A 26,526-nucleotide genomic window follows, 5' to 3' on the forward strand; every position below is an offset into this window, starting at 1 on the left:
CAGGCGAACGACGGCCGCCCACTCTCCGCCCGGAGAGCCGCTGATCGACCAGGAGGACGCGATGGAGGGGAAGGCGCTGCCCGCGCTGAGCGCCGTCGGGCTCGTACTGGTCCTTCCGCTGCTGATCGTGCTGGCGATGCTGCTCACCTCGATGGGCTCGATCGGGCAGGCGTCGGCCTGCGCGCCGTCGACGAGCAGCGGCAAGGCGTTCGGCTGGCCGACCGAGGAGCACGAGCCGTCCCAGGGCTGGGACGACGGGGCCGAGAAGCACACCGGCCTCGACTTCGACGTCGCCAAGGGCAGCAAGGTGATGGCCGCCGAGGACGGCGAGGTGATCGACACCTCAGGGCCCTGGATCAAGATCAAGCACCAGGACGACGCCGTCCAGACCTGGTACCAGTTCTTCGACTCCAAGAGCGTCCGGGTCGGCGACAAGGTCACCCGGGGCCAGGAGATCGGCAAGTCCGGCGCGGGCGACGAGTCCGAGCCGGGCGAGTCCGGCGAGCACCTGCACTTCGAGCTGCGGATCCGCGGCGGCGAGAACGGCGGCGGCGACCTGGAGCCGCAGGACCCGACCGACGAGCTCGGCGAGGACAGCAGCGAGTCGTCCGGAAGCTGCGGGTGCGGCGGCCCTCTGGTCGGTTCGAACAACCAGCAGAAGGCCTTCAACTTCTTCACCGCGAACGGGTTCAGCAAGGAGCAGGCGGCCGGCATCGTCGGCAACATGATCCACGAGTCCAGCGTCGAGCCGGGCCGGCTGCAGAACACTCCCTCCGGACAGGTCACCCACGCCAAGGACGCGGTCGACAGCAGTCTCGGCTGGGGCATCGTGCAGTGGACGCCGGCCGGCAAGATGATCCGGCCCTCGCTCGCGGCGACCAACGGCGACGAGGCCAAGGTCGAGTCGCTGGAGTGGCAGCTGGAGTTCCTGAAGAAGCAGCTCGACGGCGAGCCGCCGCTGGCCGAGGGCGAGGCCGGCCGCCAGCTCAAGGCGACCAGGTCGGTCGCTGACGCGGCAGTGGCCTTCGGCCGGTACTTCGAGCGCTTCGCCGGCTCCGACGACCTGAGCAATCCGCGGTACGCCCAGCGGAAGACCGCGGCTCAGCAGGTGTACGACCACTTCAGCGGATCGCCCGGTGCCGCCGGTGGGACCGACGGGGAGACCGGCGGCTGCGGCGCCGGCAACGGTGACATCGTGCAGACCGCGGTGTCGCTGGCCTGGCCCGACCGCGACGAGTCCCGGGGACCGAACAAGGAGGACGCCAGGCCGTCGTACCAGGACGCGATGCCGAAGTACAACGGCGCCACGACCTACTACCCGTACACCGACTGCGGCGTCTTCGTGGCGACCGTGATGGTGATGAGCGGCGTGGACAAGGACTACTTCCGGCGGGGCACCGGCAGTCAGCGCGACTACGTGAAGGGTTCGTCGAAGTTCGAGACGTTCGACAACTTCACCGAGATCAGCCAGCTGCAACCCGGAGACATTCTCGTCAACGACGGCCACACCTTCATCTACACCGGCCCGTTCAAGGACCCGGACGGCAAGACCTGGACGGCGATGTCCGCCTCGCTCGAGACCGGGTCCGGCGCCGGCCGGGTTCCGCAGCCGTCGCAGACTGTTCTCCAGGACAGCAACGGCAAGTACACGGTCGCCCGGATCAAGAAGTAAGGAGTCGAACCGCCGATGGAAGAGAACCCCCGCAGCCTCGTGGTGGGTGGCGCGGTCGTCCTGATCGTGCTCGTGCTGGTCGGAGGATTCCTGGTGTTTCGTGGCGCGCCGAAGCACACCGTCACGGTTCGTTCGGTGCCGAACGACCTCACCCTCACGCTGGACGGTACGCCGATCGCCGCGAACGGCGAGGTGAAGATCAAGGAAGGCAAGCACACCCTGGTCGGCGAGCGGAGCGGCTTCAAGTCGCACACCCAGACGCTCGACGTCCGCGACGACACCTCCGTGCGGATGTACCTGTTCGCGAACAGCGCCGAGGGCCGGGCGTGGGAGAAGGACCACCCCGACCAGGCGCTGGAGGCCGAAGCCGAGTCGGGCCGGCGCTACCAGGAGCTGACCGATCGCCTCGAGGCCAAGTACCCGCTTCTGAAGCAGCTGCCCTACGTCGGCCCGGGCTTCGACGTGTCCTACGGAAACTCGAAGGTGAAGCCCGACGACCCCGAGTCGCTCGCCTTCTACGTGAAGATCTCCGACTCCGAGGGCAAGACCAAGTTCCTGCAGTGGATCCAGGGCCTGGGCCTCGACATCAACACCCTGGAAGTCGTCTACAAGTAGCCCGGAACAACGCAGTCCCACCCACCGCCAAGGTCGAACGACGCACTCCCCACCGCCAAGGTCGAACGACGCACTCCCCACCGCCAAGGTCGAACGACGCACTCCCCACCGCCAAGGCAACAAATGGTGCGCGCACCCACCTCCGCCTGCCCCGAGCCATCACCCCTCGACGAGCCTAAAACCCCAGGCCCACCCCACCTAGCCGCCCACCCAAACCCCCGCGGCGGCGCCCGCACAGACCTCCCCGCGCCCACCCCCGTCGCCGCACCAGCGCCGGGTTGACGCCACCCCAGCAGATCTGCACACTGACTGATTGTCGGACAATCAGAGGATCCGTCGATCGGGTCAGAGTGCGAAGAGGTGCTTGCATGGGTCAACCGCTGGGGTGGGGTCGCCGAAACTTGATGGTCCGTCCGGACCACTACCGGATCGACTACGTGATCAACCCGTACATGTCGACCCAGGACCAGCCCGACCCCGAGCTGGCGACCAAGCAGTGGGAGTCGCTGCGTCAGGCGATCGTCGACGCCGGCGGCACCGTCGAGGTGCTCGAGCAGCGGCCGGACTCGCCCGACATGGTCTACGCGATGAACGTCGGACTGGCCACCGCCGACGGCCGGGCGATGCTGTCGCACATGCGGTTCGAGCCGCGCCGCAAGGAGTCGCTGTCGGCGGCCGAGTGGTTCACCAGCAACGGGTTCGCCCTCAGTCGCACCGGCAGCGAGGGCGTCGGGCCGCACTTCGAATCCGGTGACGCGTTCGTCTTCGGCGACGCCCTGGTCGTCGGTTACGGCCACCGGTCCGAGGCGCTGGCGCTGAAGCACCTGGCGACCGAGTGGAACATCCGGGTCCGCGGCCTGCGGATCGCGCACGAGGGCATGTACCACCTGGACCTGCCGTTCTGCCCCGTCGACAGCACCCACGCGATGGTCTACCCGCCGGCCTTCGACGCGGCCAGCCGGGTGCAGCTGGAGCAGATCGTGCCGGACCCGATCGTGCTCACCGACGAGGAGGCGTTCGCGTTCAGCGGCAACTCCGTCGTGGTCGGCGAGACGATCCTGATGCCGGACTGCTCGCCGCGGCTGCGGGAGATTCTGACCGGCCTGGGGCTGCGCGTCGTCGTGCTCGACCTGTCCGAGTTCCACAAGGGCGGTGGGTCGGCGCGGTGCATGACGAATCCGCTCGATTTCGATCTTTCTGGGATCGGCATCCCCGGTGGAGAGGTCATTCTGCCGGATTGAGCGCGATCTGCTGGACAGTTTGTACAGTCGGCCGGCAAGCTCTTCTACGCCGGGGACGGAAGCCTTAGCCTGCGGGCATGACCGCACAGGATGAGGTCCGCTTCCGCCCCTGCCTGGACGATGTCGCGGCTTACAAGCCGGGCCGTCCGCCGGAGCGCACCGACGGCCGCCCGACGTACAAGCTGTCCAGCAACGAGAACCCGTACCCGCCGCTGCCGGGCGTGCTGGCGGCGGCGACGGCTGCCGCCGAGAACATGAACCGGTACCCGGACATGGGTGCGGTCGACCTGCTCGAGGCGCTGTCGGAGCGGTTCGGCGTACCGGTCAGCGATCTCGCGGTCGGCACCGGATCGGTCGCCGTGCTCTACCACCTGCTGCAGGCGGCCTGTGCCGCCGGCGACGAGGTGATCTACGCCTGGCGCTCGTTCGAGGCGTACCCGATCGCGGTGCAGCTGACCGGCGCGACATCGGTCCGCGTCCCGCTGACCGAGGACGCGCGGCACGACTTCAAGGCGATGGAAGCCGCCATCACCGATCGGACCCGGGTCGTGCTGGTCTGTACGCCGAACAACCCGACCGGTCCCGTCGTACGCCGCGACGAGCTGCTCGCGTTCCTGGACGCGGTCCCGTCGAACGTGCTGGTGGTGCTCGACGAGGCGTACCGCGAGTTCGTCCGGGAGCCGGACACCGTCGACGGCGCCGAGATCTACCGCGACCGTCCGAACGTGGTCGTCCTGCGCACGTTCTCGAAGGCGTACGGTCTGGCCGGCTTCCGCGTCGGCTACGCGATCGGCCACCCGCCGGTGGTCGCCGCGATCCGCAAGTGCGCGCTGCCCTTCGGGGTCAGCCAGGTCGCCCAGGCGGCCGCGATCGCGTCGATCCACGCCGAGCAGGAGCTGCTCGACCGCGTGGAGGCCCTCTGCCACGAACGCCGTCGCGTCGTCGGCGAGCTCGAGGCGGCCGGCTGGGACGTCCCCGAGACCCACGCCAACTTCGTCTGGATGCCGCTGGGCGAGGACACCGTCCCGTTCGCCGAAGCCGTCCAGGCCGAAGGCGTCTCCGTCCGTCCGTTCCCCGGCGAGGGTGCTCGCGTCACCATCGGCGAACCCGAAGCCAACGACCTGTTCCTCGCGGTCGCCCGCACCTGGCGCCAGTGACTCCGCCGGCCGTCGGTACGTTGGCGGCGTGAGCGGACAAACACTGGTCTGGATCTCAGGAGCCTCGGCAGGCATCGGAGCCGCGCTGGCTGCGAACCTGCCGTGGCCGGACTGCCGGGTGGTCGACCTGTCGCGGCGCGGCGGAGGATCGGCCGAACACTTCCCGGTGGACCTGGCCGACCCCACCCAGTGGCACCGGGTGGAGCGGCACTTCGCCGACGAGCTGGCCGGCTTCGACGGTGAGCGGGTCGTCTTCGTGCACAACGCGGGGACGGTGGTGCCGATCGGGCCGGCGGGCGAGGTCGACGCGGCGGCGTACACGCAGTCGGTGCTCCTGAACTCCGCGGCGCCGCAGGTGCTCGGCCGGGCGTTCCTGGCGGCGACGGCGGGACTGGCCTGCGAGAAGCACCTGGTGATGCTCACGTCGGGCGCCGCGAAGAAGCCGTACGCCGGCTGGTCGGCGTACAACGCCGGGAAGGCGGCCGTGGACCACTGGGTGCGGACCGTCGGCCTGGAGCCGAACGGGGTCCGGGTGGTCGCCGTCGCGCCGGGCGTGGTGGACACGGCGATGCAGGGCGAGATCCGGAAGGTCGACGAGCAGGCGTTCCCGTCGGTGGAGCGCTTCCGGGAGCTGAGCCGGACCGGCGGCCTGAGTACGCCGGAAGAGGCGGCGGCGGGGATCTGGGCCCTGCTCGACCGAGAGCTGCCCAGCGGGTCGGTCGTCGACCTGCGCGACCTCTAGGACCGCAAGGCCTCCGGGACAACAGAAGAACGGCACCGGGAAGTAGTGAGGCTTGCTTCCCGATGCCGTTCTGAATGGTGCTACCGAGTCAGTCGCCCCACCGAGGCGACAGGTTCGGGTCCTGCATCACTGACCAGGGAGGGTCAGTTGTTCTGGCCGACTTCCTGCTCACAGGTCTTCAGCGACTCGACCGCGTTCGCGTCCTGGCCGAGGCCGAGCAGACCGGTCAGGTCCGAAACCGGAACCTGAACGCCAACGGCGTTGACCGGGATGTCGTTGTGGCAGGCCTGGAACGGGCCGACCTTGTTGTCCGAGACCGAGATCAGGCCGTCGTCGCCGGCGCGGTACCACTTGCCGTGGTGGTCGTTCTGGCCGACCTCCTGCTCGCAGGTCTTCACGGCGGTGGCCGAGTTGCCGTCGTTGGCCAGGCCGACGATGCCGACGATGTCCTTGACCGGGACCTGGACACCCACGGCGTTGACCGGGATGAAGTTGTCACAGGCCTGGAACGGGCCGACCTTGTTGTCGTCGATGGCGATCAGGCCGCCGTCGCGGTCAACGCCGTACCACTTGTGGGCACCCTTGGCGCCGTAGCCCTTGGAGGCCGCGGAGACGGTGTCAGCAAGGCCGCTGTTGGCCTTGGTGTCGTCGATCATGTTCGCGCTGACGACGGTGGCCAGGCCCAGCGTGGCGACGGTCGCCACGGCCGCAGCAGCGGCGATCTTGCGTGTTACCTGCATTATGCGAGGTTTCCTTTCGGGTTTGACGGATTCGTCTTAGTGGGTAACGACGCCTGGTCACCCCGGTTACAAACTTTTTCGCCGAGTTTTGTTTCGGATGGATGAAGGCCGGAACTTCCCAGGCGGCAGACCAGTAGATGCCTGACGCCGCAGCAACCTGCCTCTGACCAGGCAACTTGTCGGTAACTGCGGTCTCAGGAGCTTTGGTTGCCGCGACCGGAAAGTCGTTCCCGCGAGTTCTGGGGGATCGCGTAACCGATGCCCGATTTCCTCGTTGTGTCATCGCGGGAGACGGATCGCCCGGTGATTCATGGAGATTTTCGGTGGGCTCGGTGGCCGTCGAATCGGCAATACCATGATGAATCGGTATGTCGTCGCACTATTGCCGGACTTCGCGCCGTGTTTTTTCGGGGCACAGCGCGCGACCGGCAACTTTGGACCCGCTGCCGCGCGCATCGGCAGCGGTGGGAGACCCGGGCACCCCATGGGAGCCCGGGTCTTTCCTATTCCCTCCGCGCGCGGACGCCCGCGCGCGCGAGTGGTCTACTCCGAAGGCGGAGCGCCGGCGCCCTTGGCCGGGGCGGCGCTCGACGTGGTGGCCACCGCGGGCCGCCGCTCGGCGGTCACCACCAGGGCCACTCCCAGCACCACGACGGCCCCGCCGAGCAGGATCGTGGTCGTGACGTGCTCGCTCAGGATCAGCCAGCCGAGCAGCACCGCCACCGCCGGGTTCACGTACGCGTAGGTGCCGATCAGCGAGATCGGCGCGTTCGCCAGCAGGTACGAGTACGCCGTGTACGCGAGCAGCGAGCCGAAGACGACCAGGTAGGCCAGCGCGAACCAGCCCTTCGTGTCGACCGCCCCGAGGTGCAGCCGCGCGGGCTCGCCGCGGAGCACCCCGATCAGCACCATCGCCGTACCGCCGATCGCCATCTCGTACGTCGTCGCGACCAGCGGGTCCTTCGGCAGCCCCAGGCGCGGGGAGAACCGGGATCCGACCGCCCAGCTGATCGTGCCGAGCACGAGGATCGCGACCGAGAGCGGCTTCGCGCTGGTATCGCCACCGGAGATCGAGAGCAGGGCCGCGCCGGCGAAGCCGATCAGCACGCCGATCCAGGTCAGCACGCGGGGCCGCTCGCCGCCGCCGACGCGGAGCAGCATCAGCCACAGCGGTACGGCGGCCACCAGCAGCGCGGCCAGGCCGGACGGCACGGTCTGCTCGGCGATCGCCACGGCGCCGTTGCCGAACGCCAGTAGTAACAGCCCTACGACGCCCGAGCCGAGCAGCTCGCGTCGCGTCACCTTGAGCCGGCCCGCGCCGGAGCGCAGGGCGAGGAACGTCGCCAGCAGGAGCGCGGCGGCCAGGAAGCGGGAGGCCATTCCGAGCATCGGCGGGATCTGGGCCTCGACCACGATCCGGATCGCCAGGTACGTCGAGCCCCACACGACGTACACGATCGCCAGCGCGGACCAGATCATCGCGGGCGACGCGGACCGGGCGCCGGGCAGCGCCGGTACGACGGGTGCGGAGGCGGCCATCGGATCTCCTTGTAACCAGTAAAACTGTAAGACGTTCCTGACGCTAGTCGGCGGTGGGGCGGGCGGCAAGTGGTTTCCCTGCCACCGGTCGACGGTTTCCTGCCGGGTTCACGCGCCGGACAACCGGCGGCCACCGGCTCCCGCGAGGGTGACCGCCAACCGTGAGGAGACAGAACATGCGCTACACCCGGGTACTGATGGCCGGTGTGGTCGCCGCCGCGGCGATGACCGCACCGGCGACGGCAGTACAGAACAGTGCACTGACCCAGGTCCGAGCCGTTGCCGAGACCGGGTCAAACTTCGACGACGAGGCGGGTGGCGACGCCAACGCCGACGACCCGGCGATCTGGGTCAGCCCGACGCGGCCGGACCGGTCTGTCGTTCTGGGCACGCTCAAGAACGGCGGACTGACCGCGGTCGACCTCACCGGCCGGCAGTTGCAGCACATCGCCACCCCGCTGGCGCCCGCGGAAGGCCAGGAGCCGGGACGGTTCAACAACGTCGACGTGCTGCAGAACGCCGTACTCGGGGGCCGCGTCAGGGATCTGGCCGTCGTCACCGACCGTGGACGTGACCAGTTGCGGATCTACGCGGTCGACCGCCGCGGCGCCGACGCCAAGGACCAGGTGCTCACCGACGTCACCAGCGCCAAGGCCCCGCTCGTCTTCAGCAAGGACACCGAAGAGGTTCAGGACCAGCGCACGGCGTACGGCGTCGCGGTGCTCGAGGACCCGCTGGGACCGCTGGTCGGCGTCACCCGGCGCAGCGAGGCCCGGATCGGCCTGTTCCGGCTGGTCGCGGACGGCGCGAAGGTCACCTACCGGCCGGTGACCCGGTGGGACTTTCCGACCAGCTTCAAGCTGCGCGACGGCAGCACCTGGGCACCCTGCGAGGATCCCGGCGACCGCCCGCAGTTCGAGGGCATGGTCTTCGACCGGACGACCCGCACCCTGTACGCCGCCCAGGAGGACGTCGGCATCTGGCGCGTCCCGCTCAACGGCAAGCCCGAGCTCCTGGAGAAGGTCCGCGAGTTCGGCCGGCCTGCGGCGTACGACGAAGAGACCGAGGAGTGCGTTCCCACCGGACCGGCGCGGCCGGACGGCGGCCGGCACCTCAGCGCGGACGCCGAGGGTCTGACCATCGCGTACAAGAATGGACGGAAGACCCTCTATGCATCCAGCCAGGGGGACTCGACCTTCGCGATCTACGGGCTCGACGCCCGCGGCCTCACCTACCGGGCCGGCTTCGCTGTCGTCGACGGCGCGGCCGCGGACGGCGTTCAGCACAGCGACGGCGCGGCCGTCACGACCCAGTCGCTCGGCGCGCGGTTCCCGCACGGGCTGCTCGCCGTGCACGACGGCGAGAACACTCCGGGGGACGGCGACCGGGAGGGGACCAACTTCAAACTGGTCCGGCTCGAGCAGTTGCCCTGATCGGTACGAAGCTGTGACACAAAACACTCGGAGCGGGCAGGAGGCGTCACATTGCCCGCTCCGAGCGTGCCGGCGGCCTCGGATATGACCACCTGATGGACTGGTGTCTCAACGCGGCACGCGTTTCCGTACCGGCGTACGAGTTGGCGTCCAGACAGTTCGCGGAACCACCAGCGGCCGGTTACGGTGTCCGGCAAGATGGGCAGTGGTACCAGTGAGGAGGTTCACTGCCGGACGGTGCATCACCCCTGGACCCACGCGGTCCTGTCTGAGAGGCCTCACCCGGCTGGTCAGGCCGGCAGCGTGCAAGTTGCGGTCGCGGCGATCCCGCGCTCGAACCCCCGAGGAGTGCATGTGAGTGAGTCGGTGCCGGGCCTTGCCCCGGAAGTGTTCGCGCCCGTCGAGGCGCCGGTCAGTCCCCCACAGGCCTCCGAGGAGGTCGAGTTCGTCCAGCTGCTGACGCCCGAAGGTGAGCGCGTCGAGCACCCGGACTACTCGTTCGACCTCGACGACGAGGCGATCAAGGGCTTCTACCGGGACATGACCCTGGTCCGCCGGATCGACACCGAGGCGACCGCGCTGCAGCGCCAGGGCGAGCTGGGTCTGTGGGCCTCGCTGCTCGGCCAGGAAGCGGCGCAGATCGGCTCCGGCCGCGCGCTGAACTCCAAGGACATGGTCTTCCCGACCTACCGCGAGCACGGCGTCGCGTTCTGCCAGGGCGTCAACCCGCTGAACCTACTCGGCCTGTTCCGCGGCGTCGACCAGGGCGCCTGGGACCCCCGGGACAACAACTTCCACCTCTACACGATCGTGATCGGCGCCCAGACGCTGCACGCGACCGGGTACGCGATGGGCCAGCAGCGCGACCACGCGGTCGGCGACCCGGAGACCGGCGAGGCGACGATCGCGTACTTCGGCGACGGCGCCAGCAGCCAGGGTGACGTCAACGAGGCCTTCATCTACGCCTCGGTGTTCAACGCCCCCGTCGTCTTCTTCTGCCAGAACAACCAGTGGGCGATCTCGGAGCCGATCGACCGGCAGACCCGCATCCCGCTGTACCAGCGCGCGGCCGGCTTCGGCTTCCCCGGCGTCCGCGTCGACGGCAACGACGTCCTGGCGACGTACGCCGTGACCCAGCAGGCGCTGAAGCGGGCGCGGGAGGGCAGCGGCCCGACCCTGGTCGAGGCCTACACCTACCGGATGGGCGCGCACACCACGTCCGACGACCCGACCAAGTACCGGCTGTCGGAGGACCTGGAGTACTGGAAGCTCAAGGACCCGATCGAGCGCGTCAAGGCGTACCTGGCCCGCCAGGCCGGCGTCGAGCACGAGTTCTTCGACGAGGTCGAGGCCGAGGCCGACCAGGTCGCCGCCGAGCTGCGCCAGGGCTGCCTGGCGATGCCCGACCCGGAGCTGACCGACTTCTTCAAGTACGCCTACGTCGACATGCCCGACGAGCTCGCCGAGCAGCGCGACTCCTACGCCGCGTACGCCGCTTCCTTCAACGCAGAGGGCGAGTGAGCCGGATGACCAAGATCAGTCTCGGCAAGGGCATCAACGCCGGCCTGCGGGCCGCGATGGAGAACGACCCGAAGGTCGTCATCCTGGGTGAGGACATCGGCAAGCTCGGCGGTGTCTTCCGGGTGACCGAAGGACTGCAGAAGGACTTCGGCGAGGACCGGGTGATCGACACCCCGCTGGCCGAGTCCGGCATCATCGGGACCGCGGTCGGCCTGGCGCTGCGCGGGTACCGGCCGGTCTGCGAGATCCAGTTCGACGGGTTCGTCTTCCCGGCGTACGACCAGATCATCAACCAGGTCGCCAAGATGCACTATCGGTCGATGGGCAAGCTGCGGATGCCGATGGTGATCCGGATCCCGTTCGGCGGCGGCATCGGCGCGGTCGAGCACCACTCGGAGTCGCCGGAGACGCTGTTCGCGCACATCGCCGGTCTCAAGGTGGTCGCGTGCGGCGACCCGGTGGACGCGTACTGGATGATCCAGCAGGCGATCACCTCCGACGACCCGGTGGTCTTCCTGGAGCCCAAGCGGCGCTACCACGAGAAGGCCGAGCTCGACGAGAGCGTGCCGCCGGCGTACCCGCTGCACAAGGCGAAGGTGGTCCGTGAGGGCACCGACGCGACGCTGTTCTGCTACGGCCCGATGGTGAAGACCTGTCTGCAGGCGGCCGAGGCGGCGCTCGAGGACGGGCGCAACCTGGAGGTCGTCGACCTGCGGACCATCTCGCCGCTGGACCTGCGGACGATCTTCGACTCGGTGAAGAAGACCCGGCGCGCGGTCGTCGTGCACGAGGCGCCGTTCTCGCTCGGCCCCGGCGCCGAGGTCGCGGCGCGGATCACCGAGGAGTGCTTCTACCACCTGGAGGCGCCGGTGCTCCGGGTCGCCGGGTACGACACTCCCTACCCGCCGTCGCGGATGGAGGAGGAGTACCTGCCCGACCTGGACCGGGTGCTCGACGGTGTCGACCGGGTGATGGGGTACTGATGGGCATCCAGCAGTTCCGCCTCCCCGACGTCGGCGAGGGTCTGGTCGAGGCCGAGATCGTCAGCTGGAAGGTCAAGCCCGGCGACACGGTCAAGCTCAACGACACCGTCGTCGAGATCGAGACCGCCAAGTCCCTGGTCGAGCTGCCGGTGCCGTTCGCCGGCACGGTCGCCGAGCTCCTGGTGCCGGAAGGCGAGACGGTCCCGGTCGGTACGCCGATCATCGCCGTCGAGACCGCCGACGCCACGCCCGGCGACCTCACCCCGCCGGTGACGTCCGGTACGCCGAAGGAAGACCTGGTCCCCGACACCGAGAACGGCGGCACCGGCCGGACGGCGGTCCTGGTCGGCTACGGCCCCCGCACCACGGAAGCCAAGCGCCGCCCCCGCAAGGGCGGAGCGCCCGCAGCCGCCCCCACCGCGGCAGCGCAGGCAGTGCCCGCGCCGGCACCGGTAGTTCCTGCTCCGGCTCCGGTCCCCGCGCCGGCACCCGCAGCAGCAGTTGCCGCAAGCAACATTCATGTGCTGGCGAAGCCCCCGGTCCGCAAGCTGGCCAAGGACCTGGGGATCGACCTGAGCACGGTCACCGCGACCGGCCCCGGCGGCATCATCACCCGTACTGATGTGGAGAACCACACCACCACCACACCAGCGGCTGCCGCACCTGCACCTTCGTACGCCGTACAGCCTGGCGCGGGCGACGTCCGCATTCCCGTGAAGGGGGTGCAGAAGGTGATGGCGCAGGCGATGGTGGCCAGTGCGTTCACCGCGCCGCACGTGACCGAGTGGATCACCGTCGACGTCAGCGCGACCATGGACCTGGTCGAGCGGCTGAAGAAGGACAAGGCGTTCAAGGACCTGCGGGTCTCGCCGTTGCTGATCGTCGCGAAGGCGGTCACGCTGGCGGCCCGCCGGACGCCGATCGTCAACGCGGCGTGGGACGAGGCGAACCAGGAGATCGTGCTCAAGGGCTCGGTCAACCTCGGCATCGCCGCGGCCACGCCGCGCGGCCTGATCGTGCCGAACATCAAGGGTGCGGAGTCGCTCACCCTGCCCGAGCTGTGCGGCGCCCTGAACGACCTGGTCGCCACCGCGCGGGACGGCAAGACCTCACCGGCCGACCAGGCCGGCGGGTCGTTCACGATCACCAACGTCGGCGTGTTCGGGGTGGACGCCGGGACGCCGATCATCAACCCGGGCGAGGCCGCGATCCTCGCCTTCGGCGCGGTCCGCAAGCAGCCGTGGGTGGTGGACGACGAGATCGTGCCGCGCTGGATCACCACGCTGGCGCTGTCGTTCGACCACCGCCTGATCGACGGCGAGAAGGGCTCGATCTTCCTCGCCGACGTGGCGAGCATCCTCGAGGACCCGGCCCGCGCGCTGATGTTCTAGGACGCGGTACGACGAACGGCCCGGACGCTGCGTCCGGGCCGTTCGTCTGTGCAGAGGAAAAGAGGGGGCCCCGGGCGGGGGACCCCCTCTTCTCAGCTTTCAGGAGTTCAGCGGATCCGCGTGACCGCGTCCAGCGCGTCCGCGATGCCCTCACCGAAGAAGGCGTTGTTGGCCGTCGTACCGGTGCAGCGCGCGTCCGGCGTCGTCGGGCACGCGGTGTCGTCGGCCTGGCGCTGCAGGGCCTTCTCCAGGTCGCGCGGACCCCACCACGGGTGCGCCGACTTCATCAGCGCGGCGACCCCGGCGACGTGCGGCGACGCCATCGACGTACCGCTCTTGGTGCCGTAGCCGCCGCCGGGCAGCGTCGACAGGATGCTGCTGCCGGGCGCCGCGACGTCGATCTTGCCGAGGCCGAAGTTCGAGAAGCTGCTCTTGATCCGGGCCTGCGTGGTGCTGGCGACGGTGATCACGCCGGGCAGCTCGGTCGGGATGTCCAGGCAGTCGTTGGTGATGTTCCGGGTCACCGCCGTGCTGTCGTTCGGGCTGGAGGTGTCGGTGGTCTTGTTGGCCAGGTCGTAGTTCGAGTTGCCGGCCGCGGCGACCGACAGGACGCCCTTCTTGGTCTGGTAGTTCATCGCCCGCCGGACGGCTTCCTGGACCGCGCCCTGGTCACCGTCGTCGTCGCACCAGAACTGCCACGGGTCGATGAAGTAGCTGTGGTTGGTGACGTCCATGTGGTGCTCGGCGGCCCAGACGAAGCCGCAGATCGCGTACTCGGGGTAGATGTAGCCGTCGTCGTTGACCACCTTCACCGAGGCGATCCGCACGCCCGGCGCGACGCCGACGATGCCGACGCCGTTGCGGGCCGCGGCGATCGTGCCGGCCACGTGGGTGCCGTGGTCGCTGGTGGTCGGGCGCCAGCCGCCCGGCGTACGGTCGGCGACGCCGTTCCCGGTGCAGTTGACCGAGTTCTTCGCGTCGAAGTTCGGCTTCAGGTCCGGGTGCTGGTCGTCGACGCCGCTGTCGGTGACGCCGACCAGGACGCGCTTGGAGCCGTCGGTGACCTGGTGCGCCTGGTCCGCCTTGATCTGGACCATGTCCCACTGCTTGGCCTCGTCCGGGTCCGGGACGACGGTCGACTCGCCGGCGTTCAGGCCCTTCGCGGCGGCCTTCGCCGCCGTACCGACCGGGCCCTCGGAGACGGCCGCGGTCCGGGTCGCGCCGACCGACTGCACCTCGCGGCCGTTGCGGCCCTGGCGGACGTCGGTGCGGAAGTCCGGGTTGGTCGACTGCGCGATCACGACGCCGAGCTGGTCGTACGACGCGACGACCGTGCCGCCGGCGGCCTTGACGGCCTGCTCGACCCGCTTCACGTGCGGCTTGGTGGCCTTGGTGTTGACCACGTAGTTCATCAGGAGGCCGGGCTCGGCCGCGGCGGCGGTGCTCGTCGAGGGTGCGAACGGGGTCGCCTGGGCGGCGGTCGCGGCACCGGCGGTGGTGAGGGCCAGGGCCGCCACCGCCAGGCCGGCGCTCAGCCGGCGGGTACGTGAGCTTCGGGACACACTTGCTCCTCAAGACACAGAGTGGAACGGGACGGCAACGCTGCGGTGAGCCTAGATCGGATTCGCGGCCGCGCCCACCACCCCGGCCAGGTCAGGGGAATACCCGCACACTTATCCACAGTTTTATCCACAGAATGTGGAACAAACAGTCGACTGATAAGATAGATACAACAGAGATACCAGTCGTATGTGACCAGGAAGCGTGAGGAGAGTCGTGGCAAGCGGGGTACCCGGCGAGCAGCCGGTGCTGGGGGACGAGACAGCAGAGATCGCACGGGTGGTGGCCGAAGCCGGGCCGGGGGTGGAGAAGATCCCCGCCGCGGAACGCGTGTACGCGTACGTGAAGGCCGCGATCCTGGACCGGGTCTACCCCGGCGGGGAGCTGCTCACCGAAGGTGAGCTGGCCACGGCCGTAGGAGTTTCCCGTACGCCGGTGCGCGAAGCGCTGCTGCGGCTGGAGGAGTCCGGCCTGGTCAAGCTGTACCCGAAGAAGGGTGCGCTGGTCCTGCCGGTGCTGCCGCAGGAGATCAACGACGTCCTGGAAGCCCGCGAGCTGATCGAGACGCACGCGGCCGCGAAGGTCTGGCCGCGGCGCAAGCAGCTGATCGAGGCGCTGACCGCGAAGGTCGACGAGATGCGCGCGCACCGCAAGGCGGGCGACGCGAAGAGCTTCCTGGAGGCCGACCGGGCCTTCCACGAGGCGATCGTCGGCGCGGCCGGCAACGAGATCCTCGCCAAGCTCTACAACAGCCTCCGCGACCGCCAGGTCCGGATGGGCGTGCCGGGCATCGAGGTGCAGCCGGCCCGGATGGACAAGTCGATCGTCGCCCACCAGGAGATGATCGAGGCGCTCGGCGGCAACAGCGTGAAGCGCTTCCGCGACCTCGTGGTCGCGCACATCGAGGTGGCCGCGACCGACCTGCGAGGCGTGCGGTGACCGAGCTCCTCTTCCCCCTGGGCGGTCGCCGCGCCTGGGCGGTGTGGGCGGCTGCCGTCTTCACCTACCTGGTGACCGTGCTGCACCGCGGCTCGATGAGCGTCGCGGGCCTGCAGGCGGCCGAACGCTTCCACATCTCCGCGTCGGCGCTGGCCAGTTTCACCGTCGTCCAGCTCACCGTGTACGCCGCGATGCAGGTCCCGGTCGGCATCCTGCTCGACCGGTACGGCTCGAAGCGGCTGCTGATCACCGCGTCCGGTCTGCTCTTCCTGGCCCAGTCGGCGTTCAGCCTGGTCGACTCCTACCCGGCCGCCCTCGCGGCCCGGGCGGTGCTCGGCGTCGGTGACGCCCTGGTCTTCATCAGCGTGCTCCGGGTGGTGATGTCCTGGTTCCCGGCGCTGCGTCAGCCGGTGATGTCGCAGGCCACCGGCATGCTCGGTGGCATCGGCGCGATCGTCTCGACGGTCCCGATGGCCGCGGCCTTCCACGCCTTCGGCTGGACCGGCACGTTCGCCGGCGCGAGCGCGCTCAGCCTGGTCACCGGTGTCGCCGTCCTGTTCCTGATCAAGGACACCCCGTACGACGAACCGCTGCACCGCGCGAAGCAGTCGCTCACCGAGGTCCGCCACAACCTGCGCCGCGCCTGGCGCGAGCCCGGCACGCGGCTGGGCCTGTGGACGCACTTCACCACGAGCTTCTCCGGCTCGACTTTCGGCCTGCTCTGGGGTTACCCGTTCCTCGTCCGAGGGCAGGGGCTCTCCCCGACGACAGCTGCGTCGCTGCTGATCCTGCCGGTGCTGGCCGGCCTGTTCTACGGCCCGCTGGTCGGCCGGTACGCCGCGCGCTTCCCGTTCTACCGGTCCTGGATCGTGCTGGCCGTGATCAGCGGGTCGGTGCTGATGTGGACCGTCGTCCTGCTCTGGCCCGGGAAGGCGCCGATGCCGGTGCTGTTGCTGCTGATCGTCGTACAGGCCGCTGGTGGTCCGGGGTCGATGCTCGGGCTGGACTACGCCCGGACGTTCAACCCGTCGACGCGCTTCGGCGCGGCGAACGGGATGGTCAACACCGGCGGCTTCATCGCGACGCTGATCTGCATCGGCATGGTCGGCGTCCTGCTGGACGTGTCGTCGGGCGGCGCCCCGCAGGAGATCGGCGACTTCAAGTTCGCGCTCGCGTTCCAGTACGTGCTGTGGGCGATCGGCACCCGGCAGATCCTCAAGTACCGGCGCAAGGCCCGCGGTCACCTGGCCCGGTACAACCCGGAGGCGTACCAGGCGCTGCTGGCCAACCGGATCATGCCGCTGAAGGGCTGAGACAGCCCGCTGGTACGGCCTGTCAGCCGAGTGCCAGGCCGGTGCCAGCGGGCCGGTGGACTGTGGTTCCCAGAGACACGAAGTCATCTGGAGGAACCGAATGTCCACAACGAACCAGCCCGCCATCGTGGCGGAAGGCCTGGTCAAGAAATATGGCAGCACGGTCGCGCTGGACGGCGTCGACCTGACCGTGCCGACTGGCACCGTGCTCGGCGTGCTGGGACCGAACGGCGCGGGCAAGACCACCGCCGTCCGGATCCTCGGCACGCTGCTGCAGCCGGACGCCGGGCACGCGAAGGTCGGCGGGTTCGACGTGGTCAAGGAGGCCGGCCGGGTCCGCGAGATCATCGGCCTGACCGGGCAGTACGCCTCGGTCGACGAGGACATGTCCGGCCGCCGCAACCTGGTCATGATCGGCCGCCTGATCGGGCTGTCCCGCCCGCAGGCCAAGAGCCGCGCCGACGAGCTGCTCGAACGGTTCGAGCTGACCGACGCCGGCGACCGGATCGCCAAGACGTACTCCGGCGGTATGCGCCGGCGCCTGGACCTGGCCGCAAGCCTGGTCGGCAACCCGAGCATCCTCTACCTGGACGAGCCGACCACCGGCCTCGACCCGCACGCCCGCAACGGCGTCTGGGACACCGTCCGCAACCTGGTTCTCGACGGTACGACGGTCCTGCTGACCACGCAGTACCTGGAAGAGGCCGACGCCCTGGCCGACTCGATCATGGTCTTCGACAAGGGCAGCGTCGTCGCCTCCGGGCGCCCGGCCGAGCTCAAGGCGCAGGCCGGCAAGCAGTCGCTCGACGTCCGCCCGGCCGAGCCCGGTCACCTCGAGCGGGTCGCCGCGATCGTCGCCGAGTCGACCGGCACCCGGCCCACCGTCGACGTCGTGAACGCCCTGGTCAGCGTGCCGGTGAGCGACGGGTCGTCGATGCCGGTCGTCGTACGGCGGCTGGACGAGGAAGGGATCGCCGTCACCGAGCTGTCCCTGCGACTGCCCAGCCTGGACGAGGTCTTCCTCGCCCTGACCGGTCACGCCGCCGAAGAACAGTCCACCGCAGTCCTGGAAGGAGCGGGCCGATGAGCACCGCCACACTCACCCCGACCGGCTCCGCGCAGCCGCAGCACGCCGTACGGCAGAGCCGCCCGTTCGCCTGGGTCCAGCAGAGCCTGACGCTGGCCTGGCGCAACATCGTCCGGATCCGGCAGAACCCGGAGGCGCTGGCCGACGTCACCTTCCAGCCGATCATCTTCCTGCTGCTGTTCCTGTTCGTCTTCGGCGGCGCGATCGGCGGTCAGGCCGGCGGGACCTGGCACGACTACCTGCCGTTCCTGCTGCCGGGTGTGCTCGTCCAGTCGGTGGTCTTCTCGACGCTGGGCACCGGGGTCGGGCTGAACGACGACTTCGCCAAGGGCGTCTTCGACCGATTCCGCAGCCTGCCGATCGCCCGGGTCTCGCCGCTGATCGGCGCGGTGCTCGGTGACACGGTCCGCTACCTGACCTCGATCGTGATCTTGATGGTGACCGGCTTCGCGCTCGGCTTCCGGTTCGAGAACGGTCTCGCCTACGGGTTGCTCGCCTGCCTGCTCGTGCTCGCCTTCGCGCTGTCGCTGTGCTGGGTGTGGGTCTGGCTGGGCCTGAAGCTGAAGACGGCGCAGGGCGTGCAGGGCATCGCGTTCCTGGTGATGTTCCCGCTCACCTTCGGCAGCAACATCTTCGTTCAGACCACCACGCTGCCGGGCTTCCTGCAGTCGTGGACCAAGATCAACCCGATCACCTACCTGGCCGATTCGATGCGCGGCCTGATGATCGGCGGCGACCTGCAGAAGCCGCTGCTGATCACGCTGGCCTGGATGGTCGGCCTGGTCGCGGTCTTCGCCCCGCTGGCGATCCGCGCCTACCGCAAGCGCACCTGAGAGACAGGACCGCGAAGGGCCGGAGCGAGGGGCTCCGGCCCTTTCGCCTGTCCGGAATCAGCCCGGCGCCCTGAAGCGAAAAGAAGGACTTTTACTTTGCTGCACAAGGATTTCGGCTCAGCGGAAACCTGCTGACAAGACCTTGCTCTGAGTGACTAAGATGAGCGGGTCACGCACGGGGTAGCGACAAGAGGTGTTATGAGCGATCCCTCCGTGCGCCGGTACTCCGGACGCTCGGTCGACGAGTGGAAGGCCGCCAGGCGGGAGCGCCTGCTGGACGCCGCTCTGGAGCTGTTCGGGACCGAAGGCTATCCCGCGACCTCGGTGGAACGTTTGTGTGCACAGGCGAAAGTGTCGACCCGGCACTTCTACCACGAGTTCCAGAACAAGGAAGCCGTGCTGCTCGCGGTGCACGCCCAGGTGATCGAGCTCGGGGTGCGCAGTACGGGGGACGCGCTGGCGGCGACGAAGGACGCGCCGGTCCGCGAGCGGATCACGGCGGCGCTCGACGGCTACCTGCGGACGATCATGACCGACCTGCGGCGGGCCCGGATCTCGTTCGTCGAGGTGGTCGGCGTGAGCCCGGCGGTCGAGGAGCAGCGGATCGCGTTCCGTGAGCTGCTGGTGTCCAGCGTGGTGTCGATCGGCGACGACGCGGTGGCCCGCGGCGAGATCACCCGCAAGGACTTCCGTTTCCTCGGCCTGTCGTTCATGGGCGCGGTCAACACGGTCGTCTACGACTGGATGCTGGCCGACCCGCGTCCACCGGAGCAGCAGGTCCAGTCCGCGCTGCGCGACCTCGCGGTCAACCTGATGACAGCAGACCCCGGCGCCGGCGGTCCGGCGGCAGGGTGAAGCGCTTGCGGAGCTCGTCCAGCGCGTCGCCGTGGCCCAGTTCCATCCCCGACCGGAAGGCGGTCTCGTAGTCCAGCTCGCCGAGGGCCGCCACGGCGGCCTCCACGGTCCGGCGGACCCACTGGTCGGGGACCACCCGGACGCCGCGGATCGCCGCGGCCAGGCCGAGGGTGCGGGCGGCCACCGCCGCGTCGCCGGCCATCAGGTCCATCGAGGCGGCGACCTCGACCACGGCCGACGCGATCGGCATGTCCTCGGTGGTCAGCGCCAGGGCGACCGCGGGCTCGACGTACCGGCGCGCTCCGGAAAGGTCGCCCTTGGCAACCATCACGCGGGCCAGCTCGGTCATCACCATCGCTTCGCCGTGCGGTGCCATCCGCTCGGCCTGCGGGTCGAGCGTCGCGTGCGCCTGCTCGGCCAGCTCGAGCGCCTCGTCCAGCCGCCCGGACATCCGGCTCAGGGCGGCCATCCCCATCAGCGCGATCCCCTGGCCGCCACGGCCGCCGGTCTCGCCGGCCAGCTTCCGCGCCTCGTGTACGTCGGCCCAGGCGGCGTCGAGGTCGCCCAGCTCGGCGCGGCTCACCGCCACCTGCCCGAGCAGCTGCGGCAGCCCTTCGGTCGTGCCCAGCTCACCGATCAGCCGCATCGCCTCGGTCAGCGCGTCGACTGCGGCCTGGTGGTCGCCGTGGGTCGCTGCGTAGGAGGCCTTCCCGCGCAGTGCCAGCGACGTGCCCCACCGGTCACCGATCGCCCGGAAGCCGTCGAGAGCGGCCTGCAGGTCGGCCGCCATCTGCTCGACGTCGCCCTCGTTCTCGCGGAACATCGCCGTCATCATCCGGGCCATGTTCCTGGTCCAGGCGTCGTCGCTCTCCCGCGCCTCTTCCAGCTGCCGGAAGGCGGTCGCCTTGTCCCGCCGGATCGCCGCCCACACCCCGTTGGTGAACCAGCCGACCGCGGACCGCCTGACCTCCTCGTGCCGACGGCTGAGCAGCCGCACCTCGGCCAGCCCGCGCATCGCCTTGGTCACCCCGTCCGACGGGTCCGCGCCGTTGGACAGCGTGCCGATCGAGTACAGCATCACGGTGAGCGCCCGGACCAGCGGTTCCGTCGGGCCCGGTACGGCCAGCGCCGACTCGAACCAGCTCACCGCCTCGGACGGTCGGCCGCGCATGTTCCAGTACTGGCCGAGGACGGCCACCAGCTTCAGCGACTCGTTGGCCCGGCCGGAGTCGATCGCCGTCCGCAGCGCGTCCAGCAGGTTCTCGTTGTCGGCGTCCATCCGGGCCATCCACCGCAGCTGGTCGCCGGTGCGCAGCTTCGGTTCCGCCTTGCGCAGCAGGTCACCGAAGTACGCCGCGTGCGCCTGGCGGATCTGGTCGACCTCACCGGCGGCGGCGAGCTGCTCGGCGCCGTACGCCTTCACCGTCTCGAGCATCCGGTACCGGACCGATCGCTCCTCGGCGGCAGCCTCGACCAGCGACTTGTCGACCAGCGAAGCCAGTACGTCGAGCACGGCCTCCGGTGGCAGGCCAGGTCCGCTGCAGACCTGCTCGGCGGCCTCGAGGGTCGCGCCGCCGGAGAACCGCGACAGGCGACGAGCGACCGCCTGCTCGTCGGGCTCCAGCAGTTCCCAGCTCCACTCGACGACCGCACGCAGCGTCTGGTGCCGTGGCAACGCCGTACGGCTGCCGCTGGTCAGCAGCCGGAACCGGTCGTTCAGCCGGTCGACGATCTGCAGGGGAGTGAGGGCGCGCAACCGGGCCGCGGCCAGCTCGATCGCCAGCGGCATCCCGTCGAGCCGGCGGCAGATCTCCGCGATGGCCTGGCGGTTCGCGTCGACGACGGCGAAGTCCGGCCGGACCGCGCGGGCCCGGTCGACGAACAGCCGGATCGCCGGGTAGTCGTCGTCGGTCGCATCGACCGGCGGCAGCTCCAGCGGCCCGACCTGGTGCAGGTGCTCGCCGGGGATGCCGAGAGGTTCGCGGCTGGTCGTGAGCACGCGCAGGCGTGGGCACTCGGCGAGCAACGAGTCGACCAGTCCGGCGACCTCCTGGATCAGGTGCTCACAGTTGTCGAGCACCAGCAGGACGCGGCGGTCCGCGATCACGTCGACCAGCCGGTCCGTCGCCGCGCGGGTGGTGGGGAGCCGCTTCGGCGTCAGCGTGGTCTGGATGCTGTCGACGTACTCGCTCGCACCCAGCGCCGACAGCAGCGTCGGGGCCACGTCGGCCGCGTCGGCCAGTGGTGCGAGCTCGACGAAGTAGATGCCGTCGCTGCTCTGGTTGACCAGCGTCCGGCCGGTCTCGGTCGCCAGCCGCGTCTTGCCGGCGCCACCAGGGCCGACCATCGTCACCAGCCGGGTCCCGTCGTTCAGCTGGCGCGACAGCTCGGCGACGTCCTCGGCCCGGCCGACGAAGCTGGTCAGCGGAGTCCGCAGGTTGCTCTTCGGCTTGGGAACCGGACCAGCAACCTGTACGCCGGCCGAAGCCGCCGGCGGATCGATCTCGTCACCCCGCAGCACGGCCACGTGCACGTCGCGCAGCCGCGAGCCCGGGTCGGCCCCGAGCTCGTCGGCGAGCGTCGTACGGACGCGCTCGTACGCCGCAAGCGCCTCGGCCTGGCGCCCGTCAGCAGCGAGCGCGCGGATCAGCAGCTCGTGCGGGCGCTCCCGCAACGGGTGCGCGAGGGTGAGCCGTTCCAGGTCGGCCACGACGTCACGCGCGTGGCCGGTGGCGATCCCGGCCTCGGCCAGGTCCTCGGCGGTGCCCAGCCGGAGCTCGGTCAGCCGGTCGGCCTCCACTTGGGCGAACGGCAGGTCCCGCAGGTCGGCCAGGGCCTCGCCGCGCCAGAGCCGGTCCGCCTGGGACAGCAGGGCGTGCGCTTGGGCCGGGTCGGTGGCGAGTAGTTGCCGTCCGCGCCGAGCCAGCTCCTCGAACTGGACCGCGTCGACGCAGTCGGGCCCGATCGTCAGCGTGTAGCCGGCCGGGCCGGACTGGACGGAGATGCTCGACTCGGTGGCGGGCAGACCGGCCCGCAGGCGGGAGACCAGCGACTGCAGCGCGTTGGCACTGGGTGCTTCGCTGCCCCACAGCCCGTCGACCAGCGTGTCCACACCGACCGGCTTGCCGGCGCCGAGAGCCAGCCTGGCCAGGAGTCCGCGCAGCCGGACGCCGCGGACGTCCAGCGGTGAACCGTCGGCCGCCCACATCGCGAGTGGACCGAGCACCGCTATGCGCACCCCACCAGCCTCCCACAGCACCCGCTCAAACCCCCTGCCGTTTGTCACAGTCGGCGGGCTAAGGTCGGCTCTCGTGACCGACATCGCCGCGCACACGCAGACCGCGCTCACCCGGATCATCACCGAGCGTCAGACCAAGGGCCGGGTTCCGGGCCTGGTCGGCGCCGTCGCCCGCGGCGGGAAACTCGCCTGGTCGGGCGGTGTCGGCTCGGCCTCGCTGGACCAGCCCGGCGTCGCGCCGACCGCCGACACGCAGTACCTGATCGCCTCGCACAGCAAGACCTTCACCGCGGTCGCGATCATGGCGCTGCGCGACGAGGGCAAGCTCAGCCTCGACGACACCGTGGAGAAGCTGATCCCGGAGAGCAAGCACGCCGGCGTCACCGTCCGGCAGATGCTCAGTCACGTCAGCGGCATGCAGCGCGAACCGGTCGGCGACGTCTGGGACGTGATGGCCTTCCCCGACCGCGCCGAGCTGATCGCCGGCTGGAACGAGGCCGAGCGGATCGGCAAGCCGCACCACCGCTTCCACTACTCCAACCTGGTCTACTCCGTGCTCGGCGAGATCATCGCGCGGCTCGACGGCCGGTCCTGGTACGAGTCGCTCCAGGCCCGGATCCTGCAGCCGCTGGAGATGCGCCGGACCACGGTGGGGATGGACGGCGGCCCGGCCGCGTCCGGGTACTACGTGCCGCCGTTCAGCGACGTACCGGTGCCGGAGCCGCTGCTCTCGCTCGGCGCGATGGACGCCTGCGGGGGACTCGCCAGTACGGCGGAGGACCTCGCCAAGTGGACCTCGTTCCTGGCCGATCCGACCGACGAGGTGCTGTCCAAGGACACCCTCGACGAGATGTGCCAGCCGCAGATCATGGCCGACCTGGACCGCTGGCAGCTCGCCTTCGGCCTCGGCTTCATGCTGCTCCGCGTCGGTGAGCGCGTCTTCGTCGGCCACACCGGCGGCATGCCCGGCCACATCACCGGCACCTTTCTGCACCGCCCGTCCGGTACGGCGGGTATCGCGCTGATGAACACGACCGCCGCGCCGTCGCCCGCCGCCGTCGCCACCGAACTGGCGATCAAGGTCCTCGACGAGGACCCGGTCCTGCCGAAGGCCTGGACGCCCGGCACGACGATCCCGCCCGAGCTGGCCGGCGTCCTCGGCACCTGGTTCACCGAGGGCCAGCCCTTCGTCTTCTCGGTCCGCGAAGGCCACCTCGAAGCCAAGTCCCCGGCCGCCGCCGACTACGTCGCCCCGGCCGTCTTCGAGCAGGTCTCCACCGACGTCTACCGCACGGTCTCCGGCCGCGAGACCGGCGAACTGCTCCGCATCACCCGCGCCGCCGACGGCACCCCGACCAAGTTGAACTGGGCAACCTACCTCTGCACCCGCGAGCCCCTCGCCTTCGGCCAGCACCTTTAGACGGACGACGATGCCCAGGACAGACGGTCCTGGGCATCGTCGGACGAGCTACTCCGTGTAGCCCGTGTGGCCGTCGAGGATCTCCCGGATGATGTCCAGGTGCCCGACGTGGCGGGCGGTTTCCTCGATCATGTGGCACAGGACGTAGCGCAGCGAGGCGGCGCCGCCGCCGGCGCGCATCGACGGCGGGCCCTGCTCGAGCGCGTCGAGCGAGAGGTTCGCGATGGTCGCGTTCGACCGGGCGCACTCCTCGTCGTACTCGTCGAGCAGCTGGGCCAACGGGACGTCGTCGACGAACATCTCGGCGTCGACGTGGCCGTCGTCGGTCCACGGCGTCTGCCCGGTGTCGGGGACCCCGGCGACGTTCAGCTGGAACCAGGAGTACTCGTTCCAGCGCAGGTGCGCCACGAGGCCCGCCATCGTCATCAGCGGCGACGTCGGCAGCACCTTACGGTGCTCGTCGGCGGCCTTGAGGTCCTTGCACTTCATCCGCACGAACGACCGCTGAAGATCCAGCCAGCCGGTCAGTTGGGTTCGCTCGTCCGCGGTCAGCGGAGGACGGGTCACAACAGTCATCAACGACTCCAAGAGTGGAACTGGAGCCACCGCTCAGTCGCGGGTACGACGAGTCGGCAGCACGAAGGTCTTACCAGACATCGCGCTCACCTCCTCTCGTCGTCGCCTGGACCCTACCGGTCCGCCGCGCCCGAGCTCAACAGAATTGCTTTGACCTCGGCCTTGAGCACCTTGCCGACCTTGGAGCGCGGCAGCTCGGTCCACACCACGACCTGCTTGGGCGTCTTCACGCTCCCCAGCCGGCTCTTCACGTAGTTGCGGACCTCCGACTCCGACACGGTCAGCCCCGGGTGCAGCTGCAGCACGGCGGTGACCCGCTCGCCCCACTTCTCGTCGGGCAGCCCGACCACCGCGCAGTCCTGGATCGCTGGGTACGTCATCAGCGCCTGCTCGACCTCGGCCGAGTACACGTTGAACCCACCGGTGATGATCATGTCTTTCGCCCTGTCCACGATGTAGAGGTAGTTGTCGTCGTCGAGGAACCCGATGTCCCCGGTGTGGTGCCATCCGTACGCCGAGGCGGCCGCGGTCGCCTCCGGATCCTGGTAGTAGCCGGCCATGACGAGCGACCCCCGGACCACGATCTCCCCGCGTGCACCGTGATCCAGGAGCCGCCCGTCGTCCGCCATGATCGCGACCTGGGTCAGCGGACTCGGCCGTCCCGCGGACGCGAACCGCTCGACCGCGGGCGTTCCGTCGGGGTGGAAGTGGTCGGCCGGCGCCATCGTCGCGATCATCATCGGCGCCTCGCTCTGGCCGAACAGCTGGGCCATCACCGGCCCGATCCGCTCCAGCGCCTCCTCCAGCCGGGCCGCCGACATCGGTGCCGCGCCGTACCAGAAGCACTGCAGGGAGCTCAGATCCCTGCTGGGCAAGGACTCCTCCGCCAGCAGCATGTAGATCAGCGTCGGCGGCAGGAACGTGTGGGTGACCCGGTGCCGCTCGACCAGGCCGAGGAACGCGGGCAGATCGGGCTTCGGCATCACGACGATCTCGCCGCCGAGCGTCAGGACCGGGAAGCACAGGACGCCGGCCGCGTGCGTCAGCGGCGCCAGCGCGAGGTAGACCGGCCGGCCCTCGAACGGGTACGCCATCAGCGTGATCGCCGACATCGTCTCCAGGTTGCGCCCGGTCAGCATCACGCCCTTCGGGCGGCCCGTCGTACCGCCGGTGCCGACCAGCAGCGCGACGTCGTCGACCGGCTCGGCCTGCCACGGCTCCGCCGGTACGCCGTCCAGCCACTCCGTCAAGCTGATTGCCTCGGGCAATGAATCGTCGAGGCAGACGACCAGCCGCAGCTTCGTCAGCTCCGGCAGGATCCGTTGCACCAAAGGAAGAAATGCGCGCTGGAACACCAGCACCGAGCAGTCGAAGGCGTCCAGCAGGTCCCGGTTCTCGGCCGCCTCGTTGCGCGGGTTGACCGGGCACCAGACCGCGCCCGCCCGGGAGATGCCGAACACGCAGGCGAACGCGATCGGGTTGTTCGCCGACAGGATCGCGACCTTGTCACCCGGCCCGATCCCGGACTTCGCCAGCGCCCGGGCGACCTGGTACGACAGTTCCTGCACCTCGCCGTAGCTCAGGCTGGTGCCGTTCATCGTCAGGCAGGGCGCCGCCGGACCCAGCGACGTCCCTTTGTCCAGATAGTCGTACAGCCGCACGCGAACTCCT

Annotated in this window: 21 protein-coding genes; 15 read left to right on the top strand and 6 right to left on the bottom strand. The window is 69.7% G+C overall.

Annotated elements, in window-relative coordinates; genetic code table 11:
* Positions 1-61 precede the first annotated feature (61 nt).
* From ABD235_RS25105 to ABD235_RS25125, 5 genes are all read left to right on the top strand, one after another.
* Positions 62-1,672, top strand: coding sequence for a phage tail tip lysozyme (locus tag ABD235_RS25105; protein ID WP_344178201.1), 1,611 nt, complete (start codon positions 62-64; stop codon positions 1,670-1,672).
* A 15-nt stretch (positions 1,673-1,687) separates the two neighbouring features.
* Positions 1,688-2,287: a PEGA domain-containing protein gene (locus ABD235_RS25110; protein WP_344178202.1), complete on the top strand. Its 600-nt coding sequence runs from the start codon at positions 1,688-1,690 to the stop codon at positions 2,285-2,287.
* Positions 2,288-2,655: 368 nt separating this feature from the next.
* Positions 2,656-3,528, top strand: a complete 873-nt coding sequence (locus ABD235_RS25115) for a dimethylarginine dimethylaminohydrolase family protein (RefSeq protein ID WP_344178204.1) — start codon at positions 2,656-2,658, stop codon at positions 3,526-3,528.
* A 77-nt stretch (positions 3,529-3,605) separates the two neighbouring features.
* Complete coding sequence (gene hisC, locus ABD235_RS25120) at positions 3,606-4,685, top strand: histidinol-phosphate transaminase (protein ID WP_344178206.1); 1,080 nt, start codon at positions 3,606-3,608, stop codon at positions 4,683-4,685.
* A 28-nt stretch (positions 4,686-4,713) separates the two neighbouring features.
* Complete coding sequence (locus tag ABD235_RS25125) at positions 4,714-5,427, top strand: SDR family NAD(P)-dependent oxidoreductase (protein WP_344178208.1); 714 nt, start codon at positions 4,714-4,716, stop codon at positions 5,425-5,427.
* 143 nt (positions 5,428-5,570) lie between these two features.
* Here ABD235_RS25125 and ABD235_RS25130 read toward each other — a convergent pair whose 3' ends face one another.
* Complete coding sequence (locus ABD235_RS25130; RefSeq protein ID WP_344178210.1) at positions 5,571-6,167, bottom strand: hypothetical protein; 597 nt, start codon at positions 6,165-6,167, stop codon at positions 5,571-5,573.
* A gap of 543 nt (positions 6,168-6,710) precedes the next feature.
* A complete protein-coding gene (locus ABD235_RS25135) occupies positions 6,711-7,706 on the bottom strand; it encodes an EamA family transporter (RefSeq protein ID WP_344178212.1) in 996 nt (331 codons plus the stop codon).
* 176 nt (positions 7,707-7,882) lie between these two features.
* Between ABD235_RS25135 and ABD235_RS25140 the strand changes: the two genes are divergently transcribed.
* The 4 genes from ABD235_RS25140 to ABD235_RS25155 all read left to right on the top strand — a co-directional run bounded on the left by ABD235_RS25140 (position 7,883) and on the right by ABD235_RS25155 (position 13,034).
* The gene (locus ABD235_RS25140) at positions 7,883-9,139 is read left to right on the top strand and encodes a phytase (RefSeq protein WP_344178214.1); all 1,257 of its coding nucleotides are present in this window, start codon (positions 7,883-7,885) and stop codon (positions 9,137-9,139) included.
* Positions 9,140-9,493: 354 nt separating this feature from the next.
* Entirely contained in the window at positions 9,494-10,660 is a 1,167-nt protein-coding gene (gene pdhA, locus ABD235_RS25145; protein ID WP_425553173.1) for a pyruvate dehydrogenase (acetyl-transferring) E1 component subunit alpha, read from the top strand.
* A gap of 5 nt (positions 10,661-10,665) precedes the next feature.
* Positions 10,666-11,643, top strand: coding sequence for an alpha-ketoacid dehydrogenase subunit beta (locus tag ABD235_RS25150; RefSeq protein ID WP_344178216.1), 978 nt, complete (start codon positions 10,666-10,668; stop codon positions 11,641-11,643).
* Positions 11,643-13,034: a dihydrolipoamide acetyltransferase family protein gene (locus ABD235_RS25155; RefSeq protein WP_344178218.1), complete on the top strand. Its 1,392-nt coding sequence runs from the start codon at positions 11,643-11,645 to the stop codon at positions 13,032-13,034. The genes ABD235_RS25150 and ABD235_RS25155 overlap by 1 nt, the downstream gene beginning before the upstream one ends.
* Before the next feature lie 107 nt (positions 13,035-13,141).
* Here ABD235_RS25155 and ABD235_RS25160 read toward each other — a convergent pair whose 3' ends face one another.
* Complete coding sequence (locus ABD235_RS25160) at positions 13,142-14,596, bottom strand: S8 family peptidase (protein WP_344178220.1); 1,455 nt, start codon at positions 14,594-14,596, stop codon at positions 13,142-13,144.
* 214 nt (positions 14,597-14,810) lie between these two features.
* Here ABD235_RS25160 and ABD235_RS25165 point away from each other — a divergent pair, with 214 nt between their 5' ends.
* From ABD235_RS25165 to ABD235_RS25185, 5 genes are all read left to right on the top strand, one after another.
* Positions 14,811-15,533, top strand: coding sequence for a GntR family transcriptional regulator (locus ABD235_RS25165; protein WP_344178222.1), 723 nt, complete (start codon positions 14,811-14,813; stop codon positions 15,531-15,533).
* The gene (locus ABD235_RS25170) at positions 15,530-16,846 is read left to right on the top strand and encodes an MFS transporter (protein ID WP_344178223.1); all 1,317 of its coding nucleotides are present in this window, start codon (positions 15,530-15,532) and stop codon (positions 16,844-16,846) included. Before ABD235_RS25165 ends, ABD235_RS25170 begins: the two co-directional genes overlap by 4 nt.
* Before the next feature lie 100 nt (positions 16,847-16,946).
* Positions 16,947-17,933 (top strand): ATP-binding cassette domain-containing protein, encoded by a 987-nt coding sequence (locus tag ABD235_RS25175; protein WP_344178225.1) that lies wholly within the window; start codon positions 16,947-16,949, stop codon positions 17,931-17,933.
* Entirely contained in the window at positions 17,930-18,766 is an 837-nt protein-coding gene (locus tag ABD235_RS25180) for an ABC transporter permease (RefSeq protein ID WP_344178227.1), read from the top strand. The genes ABD235_RS25175 and ABD235_RS25180 overlap by 4 nt, the downstream gene beginning before the upstream one ends.
* Positions 18,767-18,964: 198 nt before the next feature.
* A complete protein-coding gene (locus tag ABD235_RS25185; protein ID WP_344178230.1) occupies positions 18,965-19,621 on the top strand; it encodes a TetR/AcrR family transcriptional regulator in 657 nt (218 codons plus the stop codon).
* Here ABD235_RS25185 and ABD235_RS25190 read toward each other — a convergent pair.
* The gene (locus ABD235_RS25190; protein WP_344178232.1) at positions 19,572-22,859 is read right to left on the bottom strand and encodes an ATP-binding protein; all 3,288 of its coding nucleotides are present in this window, start codon (positions 22,857-22,859) and stop codon (positions 19,572-19,574) included. The two genes, ABD235_RS25185 and ABD235_RS25190, sit on opposite strands and share 50 nt — an antisense overlap.
* Positions 22,860-22,932: 73 nt before the next feature.
* On the opposite strand from ABD235_RS25190, the gene ABD235_RS25195 reads away from it, so the two are divergent.
* Positions 22,933-24,279 carry a serine hydrolase domain-containing protein gene (locus tag ABD235_RS25195; RefSeq protein ID WP_344178235.1) on the top strand — a complete coding sequence of 449 codons (1,347 nt, stop codon included), beginning with the start codon at positions 22,933-22,935 and terminating at the stop codon, positions 24,277-24,279.
* Between the two features lie 48 nt (positions 24,280-24,327).
* Here the strand turns inward: ABD235_RS25195 and ABD235_RS25200 are convergent, their stop codons facing one another.
* Positions 24,328-24,855: a DinB family protein gene (locus tag ABD235_RS25200; RefSeq protein WP_344178238.1), complete on the bottom strand. Its 528-nt coding sequence runs from the start codon at positions 24,853-24,855 to the stop codon at positions 24,328-24,330.
* A 113-nt stretch (positions 24,856-24,968) separates the two neighbouring features.
* The gene (locus ABD235_RS25205; protein ID WP_344178240.1) at positions 24,969-26,516 is read right to left on the bottom strand and encodes an AMP-binding protein; all 1,548 of its coding nucleotides are present in this window, start codon (positions 26,514-26,516) and stop codon (positions 24,969-24,971) included.
* Between the last annotated feature and the right edge of the window lie 10 nt (positions 26,517-26,526).

The sequence above is a fragment of the Kribbella lupini genome, from assembly GCF_039529595.1.
GTDB classification, from domain to species: Bacteria; Actinomycetota; Actinomycetes; order Propionibacteriales; family Kribbellaceae; genus Kribbella; species Kribbella lupini.